We start from the raw sequence: 20,637 nt of genomic DNA, 5'->3' as shown, positions 1-20,637 counted from the left end.
TCGGGGTCGTCGACGAAGTCGGTCTCCATCAGGAACGGCTCGCCCGCCTCGGCGGCGCGTTCGAGCCGGTCCTTCTCGCTCATCACGCTCGGGGTCGGGCCCGCGAGTCGGCCCTCGGCGTAGTGTTTCACGACCTTCGTCGGATCGAGGCCGGACTCCTCGGCAACGGCGGCCAGATCGGTGAGGTCCTCGCTGGCCTCAGTGTGCAGTTGGACGGCGCAGTCGAGGGCTGCGCCGAGTTCGAACGCGCGCCGAGTCACCGCGTTCGAGGCGTCCCAGACCGCGTCGCTCACGTCGTAGTGGGGGCGCCCGGACTTCAGCGCGAGCGCCCGGTCGTCGGCGACGAACTCGCTCGCGATCTCCAGCCCGCCGCACATCAGGTCGCGGGCGTCCGCGGGCGAGAAGTCCCGCTCGTCGACGAGCCGGCTTATCAGTCCCGGGTGAACGCCGAGGACGGGCCACGCGCGCCCCGGCAGCACGTCGTTCGCGGCCGCGACCGCGTCGAGCGTCTCCTCGAAGACGGGCCGGAAGTCGGCCGGCGCGTCGGGCTCGACGCCGAGGTGCCACGACGGCTTGTTCACCACGAGCAGGTGGGTGCCGCCGAGCCGGACGAAGTCCTCGACGGCGTCGATCCCGCGGCCGTGACGCGGGTCGAGGTGGAGGTGGTTGTCGAGCACCGGCGTGTCGAGGTCGTCGGTCATGGCTGAGAAAGCGGTCGGCCGACGCTTATAAACAACGGCTGCGGGCGCCACGGGCCCGTTCGGAAGGTCCGGCTTCACATAGATGCAAGGCCGGAAGCCCACGACTTCAGTCGTGGGTAGCTGACTCCGACTAGCGAGACTCCGACTGACGAGGCTCCGAGGCGAGACCGGGTCTGCGTGGTGACTGCGGCGACTGGTTCTCACGGAGCGGGAGCGCGAGTGCCGTTTTATGTATATTCGTTCACATTTTCTAGCCGGGAGAGCCACTATGCCAATCGAAGACCTCGCTCGAAGCGATGCCGTCACAGCCGATCCCGAAGCGCCCGTCGCCGACCTCGCGGCGACCATGGAGGAGGAGAGCGTCGGGAGCGTCGTGATCACGGTCGACGAGACTCCCGTGGGCATCGTCACGGATCGGGATCTGACCGTCCGCGTCCTCGGAGCGGGGCTCGACCCGACCGAGCAGACCGCCGAAGACGTGATGACCGACGATCTCCGCACGGCCGAGCCCGACGCCGGGTTCCACGAGGCGGCCTCCATGATGGCTGACCACGGGATCCGACGGCTCCCGGTCAGCGACGGGGACACTCTCGTCGGCATCATCACCGCGGACGACGTCACCGAACTGCTCGCCGACGAACAACAGATGCTCGGAGACATCATCCGCGCGCAGCGGCCCGAATACTGATAACCGATGCCAGAAGAGACACTGTTCAAGACCGAAGAACGGGTCACGAGAGCGGACGTCGCGGATGCGTTACGCGATGCCGCGGACCAGCTCGACTCCGGCAGCGTCCGACTCGCGAGCGATACGGAAGACCGGACCGTGTCCGTCCCGGAGAGCCCGCGATTCGAGGTCGAACTCGAACGGCTCACGGATTCGGAAACCGGCGACCAGCGGTACGAGCTCGAGTACGAGATCAGGTGGACGAAGTAGCGCTCCCCCGTGCTGCCTTCGTTCCTCGTACCGAGCGGCTCGCACCTCTGTCCACGCGGCGCGTGAACCCCGCGTGACGCCGCCAGCTACGTCTCGGAGTCGTCCGCCTCGCTGTCCCGTCCGGTCACTTTCCGAATGCACGAGGAGCCGAAGGGGCCGAGCTCGCCGGCGTCCAGCGTCACGAAGTGGCCGGTCGTGATCGTCGTCCCGCAGCGGCGGCACTCGAACTCCCCCTCGCGGCGGGTCACCTGGCTCTCGTAGTTCACGTACGTCCCGCCGCGCCGGACCCGGAGGCGGGCGTTCTCGCGCTCGACGACGCCGCGCTTCTCGGCGGCGTCGAGGATCTCGCGGGTGAGCGAGGGGCTCGTCGTCACCGTCTCGATCCGGTCGATCGCATCCGGCAGCGCCAGCTCCTCGTGTTCGAGGTGGGCCAACAGCTCGACGCCGAGCTCCAGCTTCTCCTCGCGCGAGGCCGGCTCGTTCACGCTCGGCGAAACGACGCCGACCGTCTTAAGTCGGCCGGGAAGCGGCGCCGCGGTTGGCCCGGTCGGGGCGAGTGACCTCGCCGCGCGCCGCGAGCGCGCCCCGCCATGTAGTAAGACAGTTATCACGGGGGGCGCTGGGGACCGTATGGACGTACTCGAGGTCGCGGCGCGGGCGACCGCGACGGGACCGGTGTGCGACGCGTGTCTCGGCCGGCTCGTCGCCGACCGGAGCTTCGGGCTGTCGAACGCCGAGCGCGGGTCGGCGCTGCGCACGGCGCTCGCGCTGCGCGACGACGAGGACCACGAGCCGGTCGACACGGGGGCCTGTTGGGTGTGCGAGGGGCGCTGCACCGAGTTCAACGAGTGGGCCGAACGGGCCGCCGAGGCGGCCGAGGGGACGGAGTTCGCCACCTACAACGTCGGCACGCGCCCGCCGCCGCTGATCGAGGAGAACGAGGCGCTGCTCCGCGAGGAGGCCGGCCTCGACGACGACGCGGGCGAACCGTTCAAATCGGAGTTCAACCGCGAGGTCGGCAAGCGGTTCGGCCGGCTCACCGGCGCGGAGGTGTCGTTCGACCGCCCGGACGTGCAGTTCACGATCGATCTGGCCGAGGACGAGATCGACGCGAAGGTGAACTCGACGTTCGTCTACGGTCGATACCGGAAGCTGGAACGCGACATCCCCCAGACCGAGTGGCCCTGCCGCGAGTGCAAGGGCTCGGGCCGGAAGGGCCCGGACCCGTGCGACCACTGCGGCGGCTCCGGCTACCTCTACGACGACAGCGTCGAGGAGTACACCGCACCCGTCGTCGAGGACGTGATGGACGGCACCGAGGCCACGTTCCACGGCGCGGGCCGGGAGGACGTGGACGCGCTGATGCTCGGCACCGGACGCCCGTTCGTGATCGAGGTGGAGGAGCCGCGTCGCCGCCGGGTCGACGTCGAGCGACTGCAGAGCGACATCAACGCCTTCGCCGACGGCGCCGTGGAGGTCGAGGGGCTCCGTCTCGCGACCTACGACATGGTGGAGCGCGTGAAGGAGCACGACGCGGCGAAGCGCTACCGCGCGCAGGTGGCGTTCGACGCCGACGTCGACGCCGACGCGCTCGCGGCCGCGATCGAGGAGCTGGAGGGGACGACCGTCGAGCAGTACACGCCGAACCGGGTGGACCACCGCCGGGCGAGCATCACCCGCGAGCGCGATGTGTACGAGGCCACCGCGGAGGTCGACGACGCCCGCCGCGCGACCGTCGAGATCCACGGTGAGGGCGGGCTGTACATCAAGGAGCTCATCTCCGGCGACGAGGGGCGAACGGAGCCGAGCCTCGCGGGGCTGCTCGGCGTCGGCGCCGAGGTCACCGCGCTCGACGTGGTCGCCGTCGAGGGCGAGGACGAGCCGTTCGAGCGCGAGGAGTTCTTCCGGGACTGACACGTCGGATTCGCGACCAACGGGATTTATCAGACGCACGTCTGACGGTAAGCCATGAACGGGAGCGACGCCGACGGTGGGAGCGGGGGCGGCGGAGCGACGGACTCGAGGGCCGACGAGAGACCGAGCGCGGGCGGGGACGCCCCGCGCGTCGGCGAGCCGATCGTCGAGTCGGCCGTGTCGGAGGCGGCCGCGTCGGCCCCGGCGGACGCGACGCTCCAGGGGCTCGACCGCGCGTCGCGCCGGGACCGGATCTCCTCGGTCCTCGTCGCCGTCGGCCCGGGGCCGCACTCGGGGGCGACCGTCGACGTAGCCCGGGGGATCGCGGACGCGACCGACGCGTGGCTCGAGCTGTTCCACGTCGTCCCCACTGACGCCGCACTCGCCGACGCGCCGGCGGGGGCCGACGGGAGCGACGCGGTGGCGGACGCGTCGGGGGGCGGACGCGGCGAGCGCGACGCCTACGCAGCGACCGGCGAGGGGCTGCTCGACGCCGCCCGCGACCGCCTCGGGGAGTTCGACCGGGTCGACCGCTGGCTCGTGGAGGACCGGTCGGCCGCGGGCGCGATCGTCGAGCAGTCGCCGTACTACGACCTCGTGGTCGTCGGCGCCCCCACGACGGGGACTGTCGGGCGCTTCGTGTTCGGCTCCACGACCGACACCGTGGTCGACGACGCCGAGGTGCCCGTGGTCGTCGTCGAGGCGGACGGGGAGACGGCGCTCGACGTCGCGTAGGCCGCGCCGTCCGCGCCGCCCGCGTGGACCGCGCCGACCGCGTGGACCGCGCCGCCCGCGCCGCCCGCGTGAGGCACATCGGACCGCGCGCGAACCGCCGGCAGCGGCGCGTCGCTCTCGGTCGCGAATTCGAGATATAAATATAAAGTAGCCGTGCCACGGACGGTTCGTATGGCCGACGACGCGATAGACGACGTGGACGGGGCGATCCTGTACGCGTTACAAGAAGACGCTCGAAACATGTCGTCCGGGGACATCGCGGAGCGGACCGGGACGTCCGACAGCACCGTCCGCAAGCGTATCCAACGCCTCGAGTCCGACGGCGTGATCAAGGGCTACAGCGCCGACGTCGATTACCAGAAGTCGGGGTATCCGCTCCGGATGCTGCTCTACTGCACCGCGTCGATACCAGAGCGGGGCGAGCTGCTCCCGGAGATCCTCGCGATCGACGGCGTCGTCTCGGTCCAGGAGCTGGTCACCGGCGAACAGAACCTCCTCGTGACGGTGGTCGGAGAGTCGGACAGCGACATCACGCCCGTCGCACAGGAGCTCCTCGACATGGGGCTCACGGTCGCCGACGAGGTCCTCGTTCGAAGCCACGAGACGACGCCCTTCGGCAAGTTCAACGGCGAGACGGACGACTGATCGGCGGCGCGCTCGGAGCCGCCGCCTGTCCCTCGACGCGCTCGGAACCGCTGCCTATCCCACGACGCGCTTCACGTCGAGCGCGCTCGCGCGTCGGACGACCGCCCGCACCGGGTCCTCGGTGTCGGCCAAGTTGTCGGAGGCGCCGTCGAGGACGACGAGCGCCGCCCGGCGACCGGGTTCGATGACCCCGCAGTCGAGCCCCGCGATCTCGGCGCCCGCGGCGGTCGCCATCCGGAGCACCTCCCGTGACGACACGTCGAATCGCTTCGCCGCGTACGCCATCTCGCGGAACATCGACGGGGCGTTCAACATCACGTTGTCCGTGCCGAGCGCGACCGTCGTGTGGTCGAGCAGCTCCCGGAGGGGCGCGTCGCCGACGCCGAGGACGGTGTTCGCGCGCGGGCACACGGCGATGGGGACCGACTGCTCCGCGACGCGGTCGAGGTGCGCTCGCTCGGCGTGAACCATGTGGACGAGCAGGTCCGGGTCCAAGTCGAGCGCCGGGTGGATGTCGGTCGCGTCCGGCTCGCCGGCGTGGATGGCGAAGGGGACGCCGCGGGCGTCGCACGCGGCCCGCTCCTCGTCGAACCGGTCGTCGTTCGCGCCGGAGGCGCCGTACCCGTCGGCGACGTCGAGGACGGCGGGGTCGTCACTTCCGAAGACGAACGGGTCGACGTCGACCGGTGCCGCCGCCTCGCGGAGCGCCCGCGCCCCGTACTCCCCGTTCTCCCGGAAGTCCAGACAGGAGACCGTGCCCGTCCGCCGCATGAACCGGAGCGTCCGGCGCATGGCCGACACGAGCTCGGCCCGGTCGGCGGCCGCCAGCCGCCGGTGTTTCAGGCTCCCCGGCGGGGCCACCGCCTCGTCGAGGGAGAGCCCGACGGCCGCCTCCTTCGCGACGGAGTCCCCGAGGTGAGTGTGCGCGTTGACGAACGCCGGGACGACGATGTCCGTCGACTCGGTGTCGGTCTCCTCGACGGCCTCGATCCGGCCGTCCTCGACGACGAGCCGGCCGCGAATCGGCTCGTACGACTCACCGGCGAGGACGGTTCCCGTGACTTCATCCATACCGACACTCCGGATCGGATACCGATATGGCTTTCTGAACGCGCAGCTCGAACGGTTCGGGAACTGAACCGGTCTGCGGTGCCGGATCGGTCACTGCGAGGGAGAAGAGTGAGGGAGCGAGTGGGTGATCGGGTGATCGAGTCGTCGCCCGCCCGAGGCCCGCAAACGCGGCGGTTCGGGGGCCGCCGCCGGCGGTCCTCGTCGCCCCGATAATAACCATAATGTTCTATAATGTAGTTGTATCGAACGTATTGTGAAAATACATAGATTTAATAGGCAATCTGTTCTCCAAGACGAGTGAAGACGACCAGTACCGGTTCGTCGACCTCGCGTCGGCCGCCGAGAGTGGTCGGCTGGACTGAACGATGTCAGGCTCTACCCCGAAACAGACGGTCGGAGCGCTACCGGACACGACGACGGACTCGCCGTTCGTGCCCGTCGCACTCACGTGGCTCACGTGGTCGCTGTTCGCCGCGAGCCTCGCGGCCCTCTTCGGTCGAGTCCGACTCGGTTTCGCGCCGGAGGTCCCCGGCGTGGTCGCCGTCGACGGCCTCACCGTCCTGATGTGGGTGGTCGTCGCCTTCTTCAGCGGCATCGTTCACAGCTATTCGCGCCGGTATATGGCTGGAAGCGCCAACGAGACGGAGTTCTTCCTCGCCGTGTTCGGGTTCTCGATCGCCGTGATGGCGCTCGTCGCCGCGGACCACGTCGCCCTGTTCGGGGCCCTGTGGCTCGCGATGGGACTGCTGATGGCGAAGCTGATCGGCGTCGTCAGCGGGTGGGAGCAGGCGCGGGCCGCCGCGGCGGTCGCCCGGCGCTCCTTCCTCGCGAGCAGCGCGCTCCTCGGCGTCGCGCTGGCGGCGCTCTGGTGGGCGACGGGCGCGACGACGGTTTCGGGCATCGCCGCGAGCGCCGACGCGCTCGGCGGCCCGGTGTGGCTCCTCGCCGCCGTCGCCCTCGTCCTCGCCGCGATGATCCAGTCCGCGCTCGTCCCGTTCCACGGCTGGCTGCTCTCCTCGATGACCGCCCCCACGCCGGCGTCGGCGCTGATGCACGCCGGGTTCGTCAACGCGGGCGGCGTCCTGCTGCTCCGCTTCGCGCCGGTCGTCACGGTCGACGAGCGCCTCATGCTCGCGATCGTCGCGGTCGGCGCGGCCAGCGCCCTGCTCGGGAAGCTCCTCAAGTCCGTCCGGGCGGACGTCAAGAGCAAACTGGCCTGCTCGACGTCGGGACAGATGGGATTCATGATCATGCAGGCCGGCCTCGGCTTCTTCGGGGCCGCGATCACCCACCTCGTGCTGCACGGGTTTTATAAGGCGTACCAGTTCCTCGGCTCGGGACAGCTGGTCGAGCGGACGAGTCCGGAGAAGAAGGCGCGGCGCGCGACGGGCGGTTCCGGCGTCGCCGACGTCGCCGTGATGCTCCTGACCGGGCTGGCCGGCGGCGCCGCGTTCGTGCTGCTGACGGGGAAGGGAACGAGCGTCGACAGCGGGCTCCTGCTCGTCCTGTTCGTGGTGTTCACCACCCTCCACGCGGCGCGGAGCGCGGTCCGGCATGTGTCGCTGCCGGCGTCGGTCCGCTACGGGGCGATCCCGCTGGTCTTCCTCCCGGCGATCACCGTGTACGCGCTCGTTTATAAGGGGGTCTCGGGGCTCCTGACCGGGGTCCCGGTCGCCTCGGCGCCGACCGAGCTGACCGCGCTCCACGGCCTCGTGGCCGTCGCCTTCCTCGCCGCGTACGTCGCGATCGAGGCGGGCGTCCACGAGCGCAGCCGGCGGCTCTACGTCGCGCTCCTGAACGCCGGCCAACCCTCGCCGGGCACCGTGCTGACGAACGCGAACGAGTACGACAACGGAGGCGCACAATGAGCACTCACTCCACCATCGAAGACGGTATCGACGACGCGGCGACGACGGTCGGGTCGGTCTGGCCGATCCACTCGTTCGTGACCGCCAACCCCCTCTCGGGGTTCGAAGACATGACGTTCGGCGAGGCGGTGACGCAGGCGACCGACCTGCTCGGCGGCCGCGGCTACCCGAGTCGGGAGACGTTCCGCATGGCCCTCGACGACGGCCGGATCGACCCGGAGCGGCTCGAGTCGGCGCTCGCCGACCGCGGCTACGACGCCGACCCGGAAACGCTGCTCGAACGCGTGGACGCCGGCGCCGAGTCGGGGGCGCGGACCGACGAGTCAGACGCCGACGAGTCCGACACCGCCGCCGAGCGGGTCGACACCGTGCTGGCGAAGTGGCTGTCGGCCTTCCTCGACGAGGGGCACGCCACGTGGTCGATGCCGAACCGCGAGGACGGGTTCTACGCCGCCTTCCGCGAGCTGGCCCCGCACGACGGCGAAATCCCCGATTCGGGGGTCCTCGCGTCGCTGCCCGACACGCCGGTCGAGACCATCGAGGCCGTTCTGGAGCCGTATCCGGAGGGGCAGTGGGTGCCCATCTTCGAGGAGCAGCTGGCCGCGCTCCCGGGGTGGACCGGCCTCATCAAGCAGCGCGCGGCCGACGGAGGGGCGTGGCAGTCTGCGTGTCCGATCACGCTCGCGGGGTACCTCGCCGTCCGCCTCGCGCTCCTCGACGGGTTCGGCGTCGACGTCGAGCCGTCCACCGGTCCCGACGCCCCCGACGCCGACCCGACCGACGAGGTCGCTGAGGCGTTCCTGAGCGCGTGGGAGGCCAGCTACCGCTCGGCGGTCGTCGACCGGGTCTCCGCCGAGAGCCGGAAGCGGGCCGAGAGCGACCCGTCCGAGCGCCCCGACGCGCAGCTGGTCTTCTGTATCGACACCCGCTCGGAAGTGATCCGCCGTCACATCGAGGCCGCGGGCGAGTACGAGACGCACGGCTACGCCGGCTTCTTCGGCATCCCGATGGAGTACCGGGGGTACGACGCCGAGGTGTCGGTGGACGCCTGTCCGCCCATCCTCGACGCGCAACACCGCATCAGCGAGGTCCCGACCGACGGGGAAGCCAAGGACCGCCACAACCGGTGGTCGAGCGTCCGCGAGGTCGCGGGCGAGGTCGTCAAGAAGCTGAAGACGAACCCCGCCAGCGCCTTCGGCTTCGTCGAGAACGCCGGGAGCGGTTACGGCCTAGCGCTCGCGGCCCGCACGCTCATACCCGGCCGCGTCCACGGCCTCTTGGACACGGCCGACGCGGCGGTCCCGGACGACCACGAGTTCTGCGACCAGATCGTTCGGCACCAACACACTCACGCCGGCGACCTCCCGGTGGGCCTGACCCGCGAGGAGCGGGTCGAGTACGCCGCCACCGCCTTCGAGCTGATGGGGTGGACGGAGTTCGGTCGGCTCGTCGCCTTCGTCGGGCACGCGAGCGAGACGACGAACAACCCCTACGACTCCAGCCTGGACTGCGGCGCGTGCGCGGGCAACCCCGGCGGGCCGAACGCCCGCGTCCTGGCCGAGATCTGCGCCGACCCCGACGTGCGGGCGGCGCTGCGCGACCGCGGCTTCGAGATCCCCGAGGACACCGTCTTCCTCGCCGGCGAGCACAACACGACGACCGACGAGATCGAGCTCTACGGCGACGTGCCCGAGAGCCACGCGGACGACCTCGAGGGGCTGCGCGCTGACCTCGCCGCCGCCCGCGAGGACGCGACCGCCGAGCGCGCCTCGTCGATGGGGGGCGACGCGGCGGCGAGCGTCGACGAGACCGAGCGCCGCGCCGCCGACTGGGCCGAGACGCGTCCCGAGTGGGGACTGGCTGGCAACGCCGGCTTCGTCGTCGGCCCCCGCGAACTGACGAGCGACCTCGACCTCGACGGGCGCGCCTTCCTCCACTCGTACGACTGGTCGACCGACCCCGACGGCGACGCGCTGGAGGCGATCCTCACGGGGCCGATGGTCGTCACCCAGTGGATCAACGCCCAGTACTACTTCTCGACCGTCGACAACGCGGTCTACGGGAGCGGGTCGAAGGTGACCCACAACCCGGTCGGGAACGTCGGCGTCTATCAGGGCAACGGCGGCGACCTGATGACCGGGCTCCCGCTCCAGTCGCTGATGGCGGCCGACGACGAGCCGTACCACCAGCCGCTCCGCCTCTCGACGGTCGTCCACGCGCCCGTCGAGCGCGTCGCCGAGGCGCTCGCCGACCACGAGGCGGTCGTCCAACTGCTGGACAACGACTGGCTCTCGCTGACCGTCGTCGACCCGACCCAGGAGCACCGCGCGTTCGAGTACGAGCGCGACATGGAGTGGCGGCCCGCGCCCGAACCGGCCGCGTCCGACCCGGCCGCGGCTGACCCCGAGGCGCCGGCCGCTCCCGAACGGGAGCCCGCGCCCGCAGCCGCGGACGACTGATCCGGCCCCGCGATTCCGCTTCCCCTCTCACCTCCAACGTCCTCCCCCGCTCCTCAACGCGTGCTATCGGTTCTCAGCCCGGCGACAGCGTTATACCGATGTACATACTTGTACATCACAACGCGAAACACTACATCGGTGTACACAATGAATATCAACGACACGGTCGAACGCGTGACGGAGGGGACAGACCTGACGGTCGACGAGGCGCGCGAGGCCGCGCGGCTGGTCTTCGAGGAGGCGACCGAGGCGCAGATCGGCGCCTTGCTCGCCGCGCTCCGCGCGAAGGGGGAGACCGAGGCGGAGATCGCGGGGTTCGCGCAGGGGATGCGCGACGCCGCCCGGACGATCGAGCCCGAGCGCGAGCCGCTCGTCGACACCTGCGGGACCGGCGGCGACGACTACGACACGATCAACGTCTCGACGACGGCCGCGATCGTCGCGGCGGGCGCCGGCGTCCCGATCGCCAAGCACGGCAACTACTCGGTGTCCTCCTCGTCGGGGAGCGCCGACGTGCTGGAGGTCGCGGGCGCCGACGTGGAGGCCGAGCCGCCGGCGGTGGAGGGCGCCATCGAGGACGACGGGATCGGCTTCATGCTCGCCCCGGTGTTCCACCCGGCGATGAAGGCCGTCATCGGCCCGCGCAAGGAGCTCGGGATGCGGACGATCTTCAACGTCCTCGGCCCGCTCACCAACCCGGCCGGCGCCGACGCGCAGGTGCTCGGCGTGTACGACCCGGAGCTGGTCCCCACGATCGCCCGGTCGCTCGCGCACATGCCCGTCGAGAACGCCTTGGTCGTCCACGGCGCCGGGATGGACGAGATCGGGATCCACGACGAGACGGTGGCCGCCGAGGTCACCGGCGACGAGGTGCGGGAGTTCACCATCACCCCCGAGGACCTGGGTCTCGACCGCGCCCCGATCGAAGCCGTCGCGGGCGGGACCCCCGAGGAGAACGCGGCCGACCTCCGCGGCATCGTCGACGGCTCCGTCACCGGCCCAAAGCGCGACCTCGTCCTCGCCAACGCTGGCGCCGCGATCTACGTGGCCGGCGAGGCCGACACGCTCGCGGCGGGCGTCGAGCGCGCGGCCGAGGCGATCGACTCCGGCGCGGCCGCGGCGAAGTTCGCGGCCCTCTGCGGCGACACCGCCGGATCGGTCGAGGGCGAGTCGGCCGGGGACGCCGAGGCGGCGGCCTCGAAGACCGCCGCCCCGGAGGAAGACTGATGGCGCGGGTGAAGATCTGTGGGCTGACGCGGGGCGCCGACCTCCGCGCCGCGGTCGACGCCGGCGCCGACGCGGTGGGCGTCATCTCGGAGATCCCGGTCGACTCCCCCCGCGAGGTCGACCCGGCGACGGCGGCGGAGCTGCTCGCCGACGTGCCGCCGTTCGTCACCGCGACGCTCGTCACGATGCCCGAGTCGGCCGAGCGCGCGGTCGAGCTCCTGCGGACGGTCACGCCGGACGCCGTCCAGCTCCACGGCGAGTGGACGCCCGACGAGATCCGGTACATCCGCGCCGAGACGGAGCGGAAGGTGCTGCTCGCGGTCGACGCGGACGACCCGGCGCGCGCCGAGGAGTTCGACGCGGTCGCCGACGCGCTCGTGATCGACTCGACCGACGAGTCCGGCGCGGGCGGCACCGGCGAGACCCACGACTGGGAGCGGGCCGGCGACCTCGCCGCCCGGCTCACCTCGCCCGTGGTCCTCGCCGGCGGCCTCACGGCCGACACGGTCGCCGAGGCGGTTCGCGCCGCCGACCCGTTCGCGGTCGACGTGGCCTCGGGCGTCGAGCTGTCCGACGGGCGCAAGGACCACAACGCGGTCGCCCGCTTCGTGGCGAACGCGGGGCGGGAGATGGAGCTGGCATGACCGCGTCGGCGACTCCGCTCGACCGCTCGAAGGCCGAGTTCGTCGACCTCGCGGCCGACGCCGAGAAGCCGGTCGTGGTCCGCGCGTCCGCGTCGCTCGACGCCGACGTGACCCCGCTCGCGGCGTACGCGACGCTGGTCGGCGAGGGGCCGTACGGGTTCCTCTTGGAGTCCGGCGAGAAGGTCGCCTCCAGCGACCCCGACGGGGCGTTCACCGCCGACGGCGACGCCGACAAACACGCGCGCTACTCGTTCGTCGGCTACGACCCCGATGCGATCGTCTCGGTCCACCCGGACCGGACCGACGTGACGCGGCTCGGGCCGGCGGCCGAGTTCGTCGGAGACGAGCCCGACAGCGATCTGGGGCCCGACGCCGGCGACGCGATCGACCGGATCCGGGCGGCGTTCCCGGACGTGAGCCTGCGCGGCTTCCCGGACACGGACCGGCAGATCCTCTCGGGCGGCTTCGTCGGATTCCTCGCGTACGAGGCCGTCTACGACCTCTGGCTGGAGGAGGTCGGCGTCGAGCGGCCCGGGACGGAGTTTCCGGACGCCGAGTTCGCGCTGACGACGCGGACCGTCGTCTTCGACGAGAAAGAGGGGACCGCCGACATCGTCTTCACGCCCGTGATCGGGGTCGACGACGACCCCGCGGCCGTTTACGACGACCTCGTCGCCGAGGCGGAGCGGGTGGGCGCCGAGCTGCGCGAGGCCGCGCCGCCGGAGCCCGACGGGATCCGCGTGGCGTCGGAGTCGGCCGGTCCCCGGGAGGAATACGAGGAGGCGGTTCGGACCGCGAAGCGCCACGTCCTCGACGGCGACATCTACCAGGGCGTGATCTCGCGGAGCCGCGAGCTCCGCGGGGAGGTCGACTCGCTCGGGCTGTACGCGGCGCTGCGCGAGGTGAACCCCTCGCCGTACATGTACGTCCTGCGCCACGACGACCGGAGCATCGTCGGCGCGAGCCCCGAGACGCTCGTCTCGGTGCAGGGCGACCGGATCGTCTCGAACCCGATCGCGGGCACCTGCCCCCGCGGGACGAGCCCGGTCGAGGACCGCCGGCTCGCGGGCGAGATGCTCGCCGACGCGAAGGAGCGCGCCGAGCACACGATGCTCGTCGACCTCGCGCGCAACGACGTCCGGCGCGTCTCGGAGGCGGGCTCGGTCCGCGTCGAGGAGTTCATGAACGTGCTGAAGTACAGCCACGTCCAGCACATCGAGTCGACCGTGACGGGGACCCTCGCGGGCGACGCTGACGCCTTCGACGCGACGCGCGCGACGTTCCCCGCGGGCACGCTCACCGGCGCCCCGAAGGTGCGCGCGATGGAGATCATCGAGGAGCTGGAGACGACCCCCAGGGAGGCGTACGGCGGCGGCGTCGGCTACTACGCGTGGACCGGCGACGCCGACTTCGCCATCGTGATCCGGACGGCGACGCTCGACGAGTCGCCGCCGGACGCGAGCGGCCCGGAGGAGACCGCGGTGACCGTGCGCGCCGGCGCCGGGCTCGTCGCCGACTCCGACCCGGCCGCCGAGTACGAGGAGACCGAGCAGAAGATGGACGGCGTGTTGGCCGCGATCGACCGGATCCGGGTGGGCGGCGCGGAAGCCGAAGACGACTCCGCCTCCTCCGACGACCCCCTCCCCGCTGGCACGGAGGTCGACGAATGAAGGTCGTCGTCGTCGACAACTTCGACTCGTTCACCTACAATCTCGTCGAGTACGTCTCGGACCAGCCCCTCGACGGCGAACCCGTCGACGTGGAGGTGTTCAAGAACACCGCGTCGCTCGCGGCGATCCGCGACGCCGACCCGGACGCGATCCTGATCAGTCCCGGCCCCGGCCACCCGAAGAACGAGCGCGACGTGGGCGTGACGATGGACGTGTTGCGCGACCTCTCCCCGGAGGTCCCGACGCTCGGCGTCTGCCTCGGCCTCGAAGCCGCCGTCTACGAGTACGGCGGGACGGTCGGCCACGCGCCCGAGCCGATCCACGGCAAGGCGTTCCCCGTCGACCACGACGGCGAGGGGGTGTTCGCCGGGCTCGATCAGGGGTTCCGCGCGGGGCGCTACCACTCGCTCGCCGCCACCGAGATCCCTCACGCATTCGCGGTGACCGCCACCACTGACCACGACGGCGAGGAGATCGTGATGGGGATCCGCCACCGCGACCACCCGATCGAGGCGGTGCAGTTCCACCCCGAGAGCGTGCTGACCGCGGCCGGTCACGACCTCATCCGGAACTTCCTCGCGTCGATTTAAAAGAGCGCACCCCCGTCGTCGCCGCCGTCAGGCGTCGTCGTCGGGTTCCGCGTCGCCGTCTCCCGCTTCCGCGTCGCCGTCTCCCGCTTCCGCGTCGCCGTCTCCCGCTTCCTCGTCGCCGTCTCCCGCTTCCTCGTCGTCCTCCACGCCCCGGCTCGCGAGCCCGACGAGGTGGCCGATCTCGGGGAGGACGATCTCGTCGACGCCGAGCCGGACCGCGTTCTCGGAGCCGGGCAGACAGAAGACAGGGGTGGCGGAGACGACGCCGGCGGTCGCCCGCGAGCCGATGGTGCGCGTCCCGATCTCCTCGTAGGAGAGCCGGCGGAACAGCTCGCCGAAGCCGGGGAGCGTCTTGGCGAACAGCCCGCGCACGGCCTCCGGCGTCACGTCGTCGGGCGTCACCCCCGTTCCGCCGGCGGTCACGACCGCGTCGGTGTCCTTCCGGCGGGCGAGGCGGTCGACGGTCCCCTGCACGCTGTCGTACTCGTCGGGGACCAGGTCGCGGACGACCACCTCGTGACCGGCCTCCTCGAACGACGAAACGAGGTAGTCGCCGGACGGGTCGTCGTCCTGCGACCGCGAGGAGGATACCGTCACGACCGCGATCGCAACGTCGTCGGCGTCGTGACTGTGGTGGCCGTGCTGGTCGTCGTGGTGGCCGTGGTCGTCGTGGTGGCCGTGGTCGTCGTGGTGGCCGTGGTCGTCGTGGTGGCCGTGGTCGTGGTGGCCGTGGTCGTCGTGGTGGCCGTGGTCGTCGTGACCGTCGTGGTCGTGGTGGTCGGCGTCGTCGACGTGATGATCGTGGCCGTCGCCGTCGTCGCCGTGACCGTCCTCGTGTGAGACGTCGTCGCTCATGGCCCGTCGTTCGGCGGGGACGGCCAAAACACCCCGCGTCTCAGTCGGAGTAGAAAGGGTCGACCGAACGGCGGTGCGAGAGGGCCTAGGGCCAGTCGTCGCGCGTGGACTCCTCTGCGGGCTCCGTCTCCTCCTCGCCGGTGGCGAGGGTCCATCCCGCGGCGTCGGCCGCGTCTTCGACGTGGAGGAACTCCCAGTCCGTCGCCTCGGCGAGCGCCTCGTCCTCCTCGTCGACGCCGACGAACACGTGGCGCTCCGTGTCGAACTGCTGGGCGATGTTCTCCAGGCTCTCCTCGACGCCGCGCGGTCCCGAGAAGAAGTCCTGCCGCACGCGGTGCTTTCGGGTGAAGTTCGTGACGACGTAGGTCGGCTTCTCGCTGACGACGCCGACGTACTCCGTCCACTGCCGGGCGTTGTTGAACACGTCGTTCGGGTCCGCGAGGGTCTTCAACGCCTTCAGCTCGAACGCCAGCGTCATGTCGGTAGATCCGCCACTGTCCATGGGTAACCGTTCTCGCCGCGGGCGAAAACAACTTCGCTTCCGCCACCGCCCCGCCGGAGGCGCTCGGAACCGACTCAGCGCGCGCGGACTTGGTAGTAGTCGGTGAACTTCACCACGTCACCGTCGTCGAGGTCGTCGGTCTCCGGTGCTGTCCGCGGCCGCCCCGCGAGCTCGCGGACGGCCACCTGCGTCTCCTCCTCGAGCTCGTCGTAGTGGCGGACCCGCGCGTCCGACGGGACTATTCCGGTGCGTCGGAGCCGCATGCGCCTGTTTGTCTGCCTCAATGGCATGTGGTATCATATGACATTATCAATCATAAACGTTGCGGGCTCGCCCCCCGGGCGAACCCTACCGGACCGCGCGCGGCAGCGTGAGCGTGACGACGGTTCCGCGGGGGTCCGCGTCGCGGGCGGTCGCCGACCCGCCGGACTGCTGGACCACCCAATAGACGAGCCACAGGCCGAGTCCGCTCCCGTGGTACAGCGCCTCGACGGCCTGTCCGGTCTCGAGCACGTCCCGGTCCATGTCGGTCAGTCCGGGCCCGTCGTCGGCGACGCGAACCTCGATCGCGCCCGGCTTCGCCTCCACCGTGACCTCGACCACCGGTCGGTCTCGGTCGTGGTGTTCGACCGCGTTCCGGATCAGCTCGCCGAGCGCCCGGTCGATCCACGTCGTCACCGAGGCGAGCGCCGCGACATCGTCCGGCGTCGAAATCGAGAGCTCGGCCGCCGGGTACTCCGCCTCGACCACCGAGCCGAGGTGTTCGACGACGCGACCGACGTCGATCGGTTCGCGCTCGGCCGCGTCGCCGAGGATCTCGGTGATGTGGTGAGACTTCTCGCTCGTCGAGAGGAGCGCGTTGGCCCGGGTAACGATATCCGAGGCGGCGTCGGCGACCTCCCCGCTGGTCTCGGCGTCGGAGCCGGTCCGCGCCCCCCCGGAGCCGGTCCGCGCCGCGTCGCGTTCCGCGATCTGTTCCGCGCGACCGCGGATCACCGTCAGCGCGTTCCGGAGGTTGTGCTGGAGCACCCGATCGACGACCCGAAGCTGCCGCGCCCGGCTCTCGCTGTCGGTCACGTCTCGCAGGACGCCGACGACGCCGGCGAACCCGCCGTCGTCCTCGACGGGGTTCACGAGGGGGTAGTACCGGACGTCGAGCGTCCGCTTCCCGCGGTCCGAGTGGACCCGCGTCGTCCGGTACTCGACGTTCCGCCCTTCGAGGGCCCGGTCGACGTGGTGTCGTACGTCGGCGTACTGCCCGTCGTCCAGGATGTCTTCGAGGGTCAGTTCGGAGATCTCGGCGGCGGTGTCGATCCCGTGGTACGCACGGTACTGCCGGTTCGCGAAGAGGAATCGACCTTCGCGGTCGACGGCCGCGATGAGGTCGGTGGCGCCGTCGACCGCACGCTCGTACCGCTCCAGTTCCGCCTCGCGGAGCTTGATCTCGGTGACGTCGCGGCAGACCGCGAACGTCCCCGCCAGCTCCCCGTCGCCGTCGTAGTACGGGTACCGCTGCGTGCTGAACCTCGGCTCGCGACCGGTCCGCGGGAAGGTCGGGGCGACCTCGTACTCGGCCGCCGTCTCCGTTTCGAGCACCGAGCGTCGGTGCGCTTCGATCTCGGCGGCGGTCTCGTCGTCCATGAACGCGGACTCGTCCGCCCCGTAGAGCGCTTCCCGGCGCATGCCGGCGAACTCGCAGACGGCGTCGTTGAGCAGCTCCATCTCTCCGTCGAGATCCTGCAACAGGACCGGGTCGTCGATCTGCTCGACGATGTCGCGGTACTGCTTCAGTCGCCCCATCGCGGCCTTTCGGTCGCTGATGTCGATCTGTATCGCGATGAACCGCGAGATCGTCCCCCGTTCGTCGGTCACGGGCGCGATCGTCTGGTGAGCGTGGTAGTAGCTCCCGTCTTTCCGCTGATCGACGATCTCCTCCTCCCACACGTCCCCGGCCCTGAGCGTCTCCCACAGCGACTCGTAGTACTCGTCCGACATCTCCCCGGACTTGAGTATCGCCGGCGTCTCGCCGATCGCGTCGCTGGGTTCGTAGCCGGTGTGTTCGGTGAACGCCGGGTTGACGTACTGGATCGTCCCGCTCGTGTCGGTCACGTAGACGGCGTGACCCGCGTGTTCGACGAGGTTGCGGAACGGTTTCCGCTCGCGGTCGCCGGCCGGTTGGCCGCCGTCGCGGAACACGCCGGTGTACGCGGTCTCGCCGCCGGACTCGTGCGCGTGAAACCGCGCCGAAAAGACGCGCGTCTCGCCGCCTGCCGCCGCCAGCGGTATCGGAACGTCGCCGGCGTCGACGAGCCGCGCCGGCGCGCCGAGCAGCTCGCGGAGCGAGGCGCCGCGCCGCTCGGCGGTCGCGTCCGGGATCAGCTCCGCGAGCCGGCGGTCGACGAGTGACGCGGCGTCACGGCCCAGCGCCGCTTCGGCCGCGGGGTTGACGTAGACGATCTCGCCGCCCCCGTCGACCGAGACGATCGGGTCCGTGTGCTCCTCGACGACGGACGCAAAGAACTCGCCGGCCGGCGGCGTGGTCTCCTCGTCGCCGTTTCCGCGAGACATATAAACGCCGGTACGGCGTCGAAGAGGGAAAACCTACTGAACGAACCTCGGCCGGGGCGTGGCGTCCGAGAGGCGGTTAGCGACCGGTTCGGGCGACGAGGACCGCCGTTGGGTCGGCGGCGATGGGCGCATAGTCATCGGCGACCGAGGCGTGGTCATCGGCGACCGAGGCGTGGTCATCGGCGGCCGAGGCGCGGTCCTCGTCGCCCGACGCGCGGTCGTCCGCTACTGCTGTTCGGTCGTCGCCGCGAGGTCGTCGACGGAGAAGCCGGGCTCCATCAGGACCTCCGTCTGGTCGCTCACGTCGCGGCCCTCGCGCATCAGCTGTTTGAACGCGGACTGGGGCGACAAGTCGCCGATAAGCACGCCGCCGACGACCCTGCCGTCCTTCAGCGCCACGCGGCGCCACTCCCCCTCGGCCGTGGTGGCCTCGACGGAGTCGTCGCCGAGCGTCGGGTGACCGAAGGAGAGGAACGGGAAGTCGAAGTGCGTGATCGAGTACGAAGAGACCCACTCGAACGCCTCGCTGCCGTACTCGACCATGTTGCGGGCCGCGATCGTCCCCTGTTCCTTGGCCGACCCCCACGAGCCGTTCTTCGCCCGCTCGCCCAAGACGAGGTCGTTGAACGTGGTGATGTCCCCCGCGGCGAACACGTTGTCGAGGTTCGTGCGCATGAACTCGTCGACGACGATCCCGTCCTCGGTCTCCAGCGGCGTGTCCTCGACGAGTTCGGTGTTGAAGTTGAGCCCGATGGCGACGCCGGCGAAGTCGCACTCGTGGCGCTCGCCGTTCGGGTCGATCGCGGCCGTGACGTGGCCGTCGTCGTCGACCTCGAAGTGGTCGACTCCGGAGTCGAAGACGGGCTCGACCCCCCGCTCGCGCATCGCGTCGTGCATGATCTCGGCGCCCTCCTCCGAGAGGGCGTAGCGCCACCAGCAGTCGCCGCGCATCAGGTACTTCGCCTCGACGTCCTGCGCGCCGCAGATGGCCGCGAAGTCGATGCCGAGGAGCCCAGCGCCGACGATGACGGCCCGCTCGGCGTCCTCGACGCTCTCTTTGATCCGGCGGGCGTCCTGGAACGTCCAGAAGTGGTGGATCCCGTCGGCGTCGGCGTTGTCGACCGGGAGCTGCTGGGGGGTGCCGCCGATCGCGAGCAGGAGGGAGTCGTACTCGAACGTCTCGCCCTCGTGGGTGTGGACCGCGTCGTTCTCGACGTCGATGTCGACGACGACCGTGTTGAGCCGGAGGTCGACGTCGTGGTCGTCGTACCACGATTCCTGGTGGATCGAGATCGGGGCCTCGGGGAGCTTCCCCTTCGCGTACTCCTTGATCAGGATCCGGTTGTAGAGGGACTCCCCCTCGTCCGTGAGAACCGTGATCTCGGCGTCGGGCGCTTCCTCGCGGAGCGTCTCGGCCGCGGACGCGCCCGCGATACCATCACCGATAATCACGTACGAATCGCTCATACGCGGGGGTTCGGATTCATGGTTAATGTGGATTGTCATCCACGCCTGAGACCGTGCGATTCACACGCAATGCCGGCAGACGGGGCCATCGACCCCCTCAGTGGTCGGCGCCCGCGGGCTCGGCGGGGAACTCCTTCTCGCCCGCCTCGATCGCGACGTCCAGCCAGTTCTCCGTGGGAATGAGCGGGCACTCGTACGCGTGGTTGTACGCGCACGTCGGGTTGTACGCGACGTTGAAGTCCAGTATCCACTCGCCGTCGACGCGGTCGCGCTCCGGCTCCAAGTCGAGGTACCGACCCGCGCCGTACGTCGTCTCGCCGCTGGTCTCGTCGCGGAAGGGCACCCAGAAGCGATCGGCGCCGTCGGCCGGCCGGTACGCCTGCAGCGCCACCGACTCGCCGTCGACCTCGAACCGGAACTCGCCCCAGCGACGGTACGTCTGCTCGCCGTCCGCGGTCGTCTCGACCGTCACCGTCTCCTTCTCGTCGTGTTCATGAAGCGGGAGGACGAACCGGTACGCCGGGTCCGGCTCGAAGTACTCCAGCCCGGGGAAGGCGTCGCCCCGCATCGAGACCGGGAGCGGCGACCGCCCCGAGTCGCGGAACCGCTCGATCTTCGCCCGTCGCTGCGCCTCGATCTGCGCGGCCCAGTCCCCGCCCGGGGTCGTCTCGGTCATGTCTTTATATTGTATATTTTATGCAATAACGCTTTCGTCGGGTCGGTCGGCGTCTCCGGGGACCGAGCGGCGGCCGCGTCGCCACAGATTCAAGGCCGTCGCCCACCA

General features: G+C 70.6%; 20 protein-coding genes. 11 read left to right on the top strand and 9 right to left on the bottom strand.

Annotated features, from left to right (window positions below; genetic code table 11):
- A partial coding sequence (locus tag C468_RS07030) for a TatD family hydrolase (RefSeq protein WP_008848195.1) occupies window positions 1-701 on the bottom strand: 701 nt, incomplete at its 3' end.
- Window positions 702-969: 268 nt separating this feature from the next.
- Between C468_RS07030 and C468_RS07025 the strand changes: the two genes are divergently transcribed.
- Both C468_RS07025 and C468_RS07020 read left to right on the top strand, forming a co-directional pair.
- Entirely contained in the window at window positions 970-1,389 is a 420-nt protein-coding gene (locus C468_RS07025) for a CBS domain-containing protein (RefSeq protein ID WP_008848194.1), read from the top strand.
- A gap of 6 nt (window positions 1,390-1,395) precedes the next feature.
- Window positions 1,396-1,638 (top strand): amphi-Trp domain-containing protein, encoded by a 243-nt coding sequence (locus C468_RS07020; protein WP_008848193.1) that lies wholly within the window; start codon window positions 1,396-1,398, stop codon window positions 1,636-1,638.
- An 86-nt stretch (window positions 1,639-1,724) separates the two neighbouring features.
- On the opposite strand, the gene C468_RS07015 is transcribed toward C468_RS07020, so the two are convergent.
- Window positions 1,725-2,123, bottom strand: a complete 399-nt coding sequence (locus C468_RS07015; RefSeq protein WP_008848192.1) for a DUF5830 family protein — start codon at window positions 2,121-2,123, stop codon at window positions 1,725-1,727.
- Window positions 2,124-2,268: 145 nt separating this feature from the next.
- Between C468_RS07015 and C468_RS07010 the strand changes: the two genes are divergently transcribed.
- The 3 genes from C468_RS07010 (at window position 2,269) to C468_RS07000 (ending at window position 4,932) form a co-directional block, all read left to right on the top strand.
- Window positions 2,269-3,552: a tRNA pseudouridine(54/55) synthase Pus10 gene (locus tag C468_RS07010; RefSeq protein ID WP_008848191.1), complete on the top strand. Its 1,284-nt coding sequence runs from the start codon at window positions 2,269-2,271 to the stop codon at window positions 3,550-3,552.
- A gap of 54 nt (window positions 3,553-3,606) precedes the next feature.
- A complete protein-coding gene (locus tag C468_RS07005) occupies window positions 3,607-4,287 on the top strand; it encodes a universal stress protein (protein WP_008848190.1) in 681 nt (226 codons plus the stop codon).
- A gap of 171 nt (window positions 4,288-4,458) precedes the next feature.
- A complete protein-coding gene (locus tag C468_RS07000) occupies window positions 4,459-4,932 on the top strand; it encodes an Lrp/AsnC family transcriptional regulator (RefSeq protein ID WP_008848189.1) in 474 nt (157 codons plus the stop codon).
- A gap of 54 nt (window positions 4,933-4,986) precedes the next feature.
- Here the strand turns inward: C468_RS07000 and C468_RS06995 are convergent, their stop codons facing one another.
- Window positions 4,987-6,003 (bottom strand): amidohydrolase family protein, encoded by a 1,017-nt coding sequence (locus C468_RS06995; RefSeq protein ID WP_008848188.1) that lies wholly within the window; start codon window positions 6,001-6,003, stop codon window positions 4,987-4,989.
- A 365-nt stretch (window positions 6,004-6,368) separates the two neighbouring features.
- Here C468_RS06995 and C468_RS06990 point away from each other — a divergent pair, with 365 nt between their 5' ends.
- The 6 genes from C468_RS06990 (at window position 6,369) to trpG (ending at window position 14,461) form a co-directional block, all read left to right on the top strand.
- On the top strand, window positions 6,369-7,871 hold the full coding sequence (locus tag C468_RS06990; protein ID WP_008848187.1) for a proton-conducting transporter transmembrane domain-containing protein: 1,503 nt from the start codon (window positions 6,369-6,371) through the stop codon (window positions 7,869-7,871).
- Window positions 7,868-10,330: a DUF2309 domain-containing protein gene (locus C468_RS06985; RefSeq protein ID WP_008848186.1), complete on the top strand. Its 2,463-nt coding sequence runs from the start codon at window positions 7,868-7,870 to the stop codon at window positions 10,328-10,330. Before C468_RS06990 ends, C468_RS06985 begins: the two co-directional genes overlap by 4 nt.
- 147 nt (window positions 10,331-10,477) lie before the next feature.
- Window positions 10,478-11,557, top strand: coding sequence for an anthranilate phosphoribosyltransferase (trpD, locus tag C468_RS06980; RefSeq protein ID WP_008848185.1), 1,080 nt, complete (start codon window positions 10,478-10,480; stop codon window positions 11,555-11,557).
- Complete coding sequence (locus tag C468_RS06975) at window positions 11,557-12,201, top strand: phosphoribosylanthranilate isomerase (RefSeq protein WP_008848184.1); 645 nt, start codon at window positions 11,557-11,559, stop codon at window positions 12,199-12,201. The genes trpD and C468_RS06975 overlap by 1 nt, the downstream gene beginning before the upstream one ends.
- Window positions 12,198-13,871 (top strand): anthranilate synthase component I, encoded by a 1,674-nt coding sequence (gene trpE / locus C468_RS06970; protein WP_008848183.1) that lies wholly within the window; start codon window positions 12,198-12,200, stop codon window positions 13,869-13,871. The genes C468_RS06975 and trpE overlap by 4 nt, the downstream gene beginning before the upstream one ends.
- A complete protein-coding gene (gene trpG / locus C468_RS06965) occupies window positions 13,868-14,461 on the top strand; it encodes an anthranilate synthase component II (protein WP_008848182.1) in 594 nt (197 codons plus the stop codon). Before trpE ends, trpG begins: the two co-directional genes overlap by 4 nt.
- A 27-nt stretch (window positions 14,462-14,488) precedes the next feature.
- Here trpG and C468_RS06960 read toward each other — a convergent pair whose 3' ends face one another.
- From C468_RS06960 to C468_RS06935, 6 genes are all read right to left on the bottom strand, one after another.
- Complete coding sequence (locus C468_RS06960) at window positions 14,489-15,316, bottom strand: MogA/MoaB family molybdenum cofactor biosynthesis protein (RefSeq protein WP_008848181.1); 828 nt, start codon at window positions 15,314-15,316, stop codon at window positions 14,489-14,491.
- 85 nt (window positions 15,317-15,401) lie between these two features.
- On the bottom strand, window positions 15,402-15,818 hold the full coding sequence (locus tag C468_RS06955; protein ID WP_008848180.1) for a DUF7124 domain-containing protein: 417 nt from the start codon (window positions 15,816-15,818) through the stop codon (window positions 15,402-15,404).
- Between the two features lie 74 nt (window positions 15,819-15,892).
- Window positions 15,893-16,108, bottom strand: a complete 216-nt coding sequence (locus tag C468_RS06950; protein WP_241430990.1) for a hypothetical protein — start codon at window positions 16,106-16,108, stop codon at window positions 15,893-15,895.
- 58 nt (window positions 16,109-16,166) lie between these two features.
- Window positions 16,167-18,386, bottom strand: coding sequence for a PAS domain S-box protein (locus C468_RS06945; protein WP_008848178.1), 2,220 nt, complete (start codon window positions 18,384-18,386; stop codon window positions 16,167-16,169).
- A 225-nt stretch (window positions 18,387-18,611) separates the two neighbouring features.
- Window positions 18,612-19,853 carry an NAD(P)/FAD-dependent oxidoreductase gene (locus C468_RS06940; protein ID WP_008848177.1) on the bottom strand — a complete coding sequence of 414 codons (1,242 nt, stop codon included), beginning with the start codon at window positions 19,851-19,853 and terminating at the stop codon, window positions 18,612-18,614.
- 97 nt (window positions 19,854-19,950) lie between these two features.
- Window positions 19,951-20,529, bottom strand: coding sequence for a DUF1684 domain-containing protein (locus tag C468_RS06935; RefSeq protein ID WP_008848176.1), 579 nt, complete (start codon window positions 20,527-20,529; stop codon window positions 19,951-19,953).
- Window positions 20,530-20,637 lie beyond the last annotated feature (108 nt).

Origin of the sequence: Halorubrum kocurii JCM 14978, from assembly GCF_000337355.1 — an archaeon.
GTDB classification, from domain to species: domain Archaea; phylum Halobacteriota; class Halobacteria; order Halobacteriales; family Haloferacaceae; genus Halorubrum; species Halorubrum kocurii.
The sequence above is the reverse complement of the archived record's forward strand: the minus strand, read 5'-3'. Positions and strand labels throughout refer to the sequence as shown.

What these genes read in the sequence shown, in the direction of transcription:
- C468_RS06995 (WP_008848188.1), bottom strand. Translation starts at nt 6,003, where the DNA reads ATGGATGAAGTCACGGGAACCGTCCTCGCCGGTGAGTCGTACGAGCCG.
- C468_RS06985 (WP_008848186.1), top strand. Translation starts at nt 7,868, where the DNA reads ATGAGCACTCACTCCACCATCGAAGACGGTATCGACGACGCGGCGACG.
- C468_RS06960 (WP_008848181.1), bottom strand. Translation starts at nt 15,316, where the DNA reads ATGAGCGACGACGTCTCACACGAGGACGGTCACGGCGACGACGGCGAC.
- C468_RS06975 (WP_008848184.1), top strand. Translation starts at nt 11,557, where the DNA reads ATGGCGCGGGTGAAGATCTGTGGGCTGACGCGGGGCGCCGACCTCCGC.
- C468_RS07000 (WP_008848189.1), top strand. Translation starts at nt 4,459, where the DNA reads ATGGCCGACGACGCGATAGACGACGTGGACGGGGCGATCCTGTACGCG.
- trpG (WP_008848182.1), top strand. Translation starts at nt 13,868, where the DNA reads ATGAAGGTCGTCGTCGTCGACAACTTCGACTCGTTCACCTACAATCTC.
- C468_RS06945 (WP_008848178.1), bottom strand. Translation starts at nt 18,386, where the DNA reads ATGTCTCGCGGAAACGGCGACGAGGAGACCACGCCGCCGGCCGGCGAG.
- trpE (WP_008848183.1), top strand. Translation starts at nt 12,198, where the DNA reads ATGACCGCGTCGGCGACTCCGCTCGACCGCTCGAAGGCCGAGTTCGTC.
- trpD (WP_008848185.1), top strand. Translation starts at nt 10,478, where the DNA reads ATGAATATCAACGACACGGTCGAACGCGTGACGGAGGGGACAGACCTG.
- C468_RS07025 (WP_008848194.1), top strand. Translation starts at nt 970, where the DNA reads ATGCCAATCGAAGACCTCGCTCGAAGCGATGCCGTCACAGCCGATCCC.
- C468_RS06950 (WP_241430990.1), bottom strand. Translation starts at nt 16,108, where the DNA reads ATGCCATTGAGGCAGACAAACAGGCGCATGCGGCTCCGACGCACCGGA.
- C468_RS07020 (WP_008848193.1), top strand. Translation starts at nt 1,396, where the DNA reads ATGCCAGAAGAGACACTGTTCAAGACCGAAGAACGGGTCACGAGAGCG.
- C468_RS06935 (WP_008848176.1), bottom strand. Translation starts at nt 20,529, where the DNA reads ATGACCGAGACGACCCCGGGCGGGGACTGGGCCGCGCAGATCGAGGCG.
- C468_RS06940 (WP_008848177.1), bottom strand. Translation starts at nt 19,853, where the DNA reads ATGAGCGATTCGTACGTGATTATCGGTGATGGTATCGCGGGCGCGTCC.
- C468_RS06990 (WP_008848187.1), top strand. Translation starts at nt 6,369, where the DNA reads ATGTCAGGCTCTACCCCGAAACAGACGGTCGGAGCGCTACCGGACACG.
- C468_RS07010 (WP_008848191.1), top strand. Translation starts at nt 2,269, where the DNA reads ATGGACGTACTCGAGGTCGCGGCGCGGGCGACCGCGACGGGACCGGTG.
- C468_RS07005 (WP_008848190.1), top strand. Translation starts at nt 3,607, where the DNA reads ATGAACGGGAGCGACGCCGACGGTGGGAGCGGGGGCGGCGGAGCGACG.
- C468_RS06955 (WP_008848180.1), bottom strand. Translation starts at nt 15,818, where the DNA reads ATGGACAGTGGCGGATCTACCGACATGACGCTGGCGTTCGAGCTGAAG.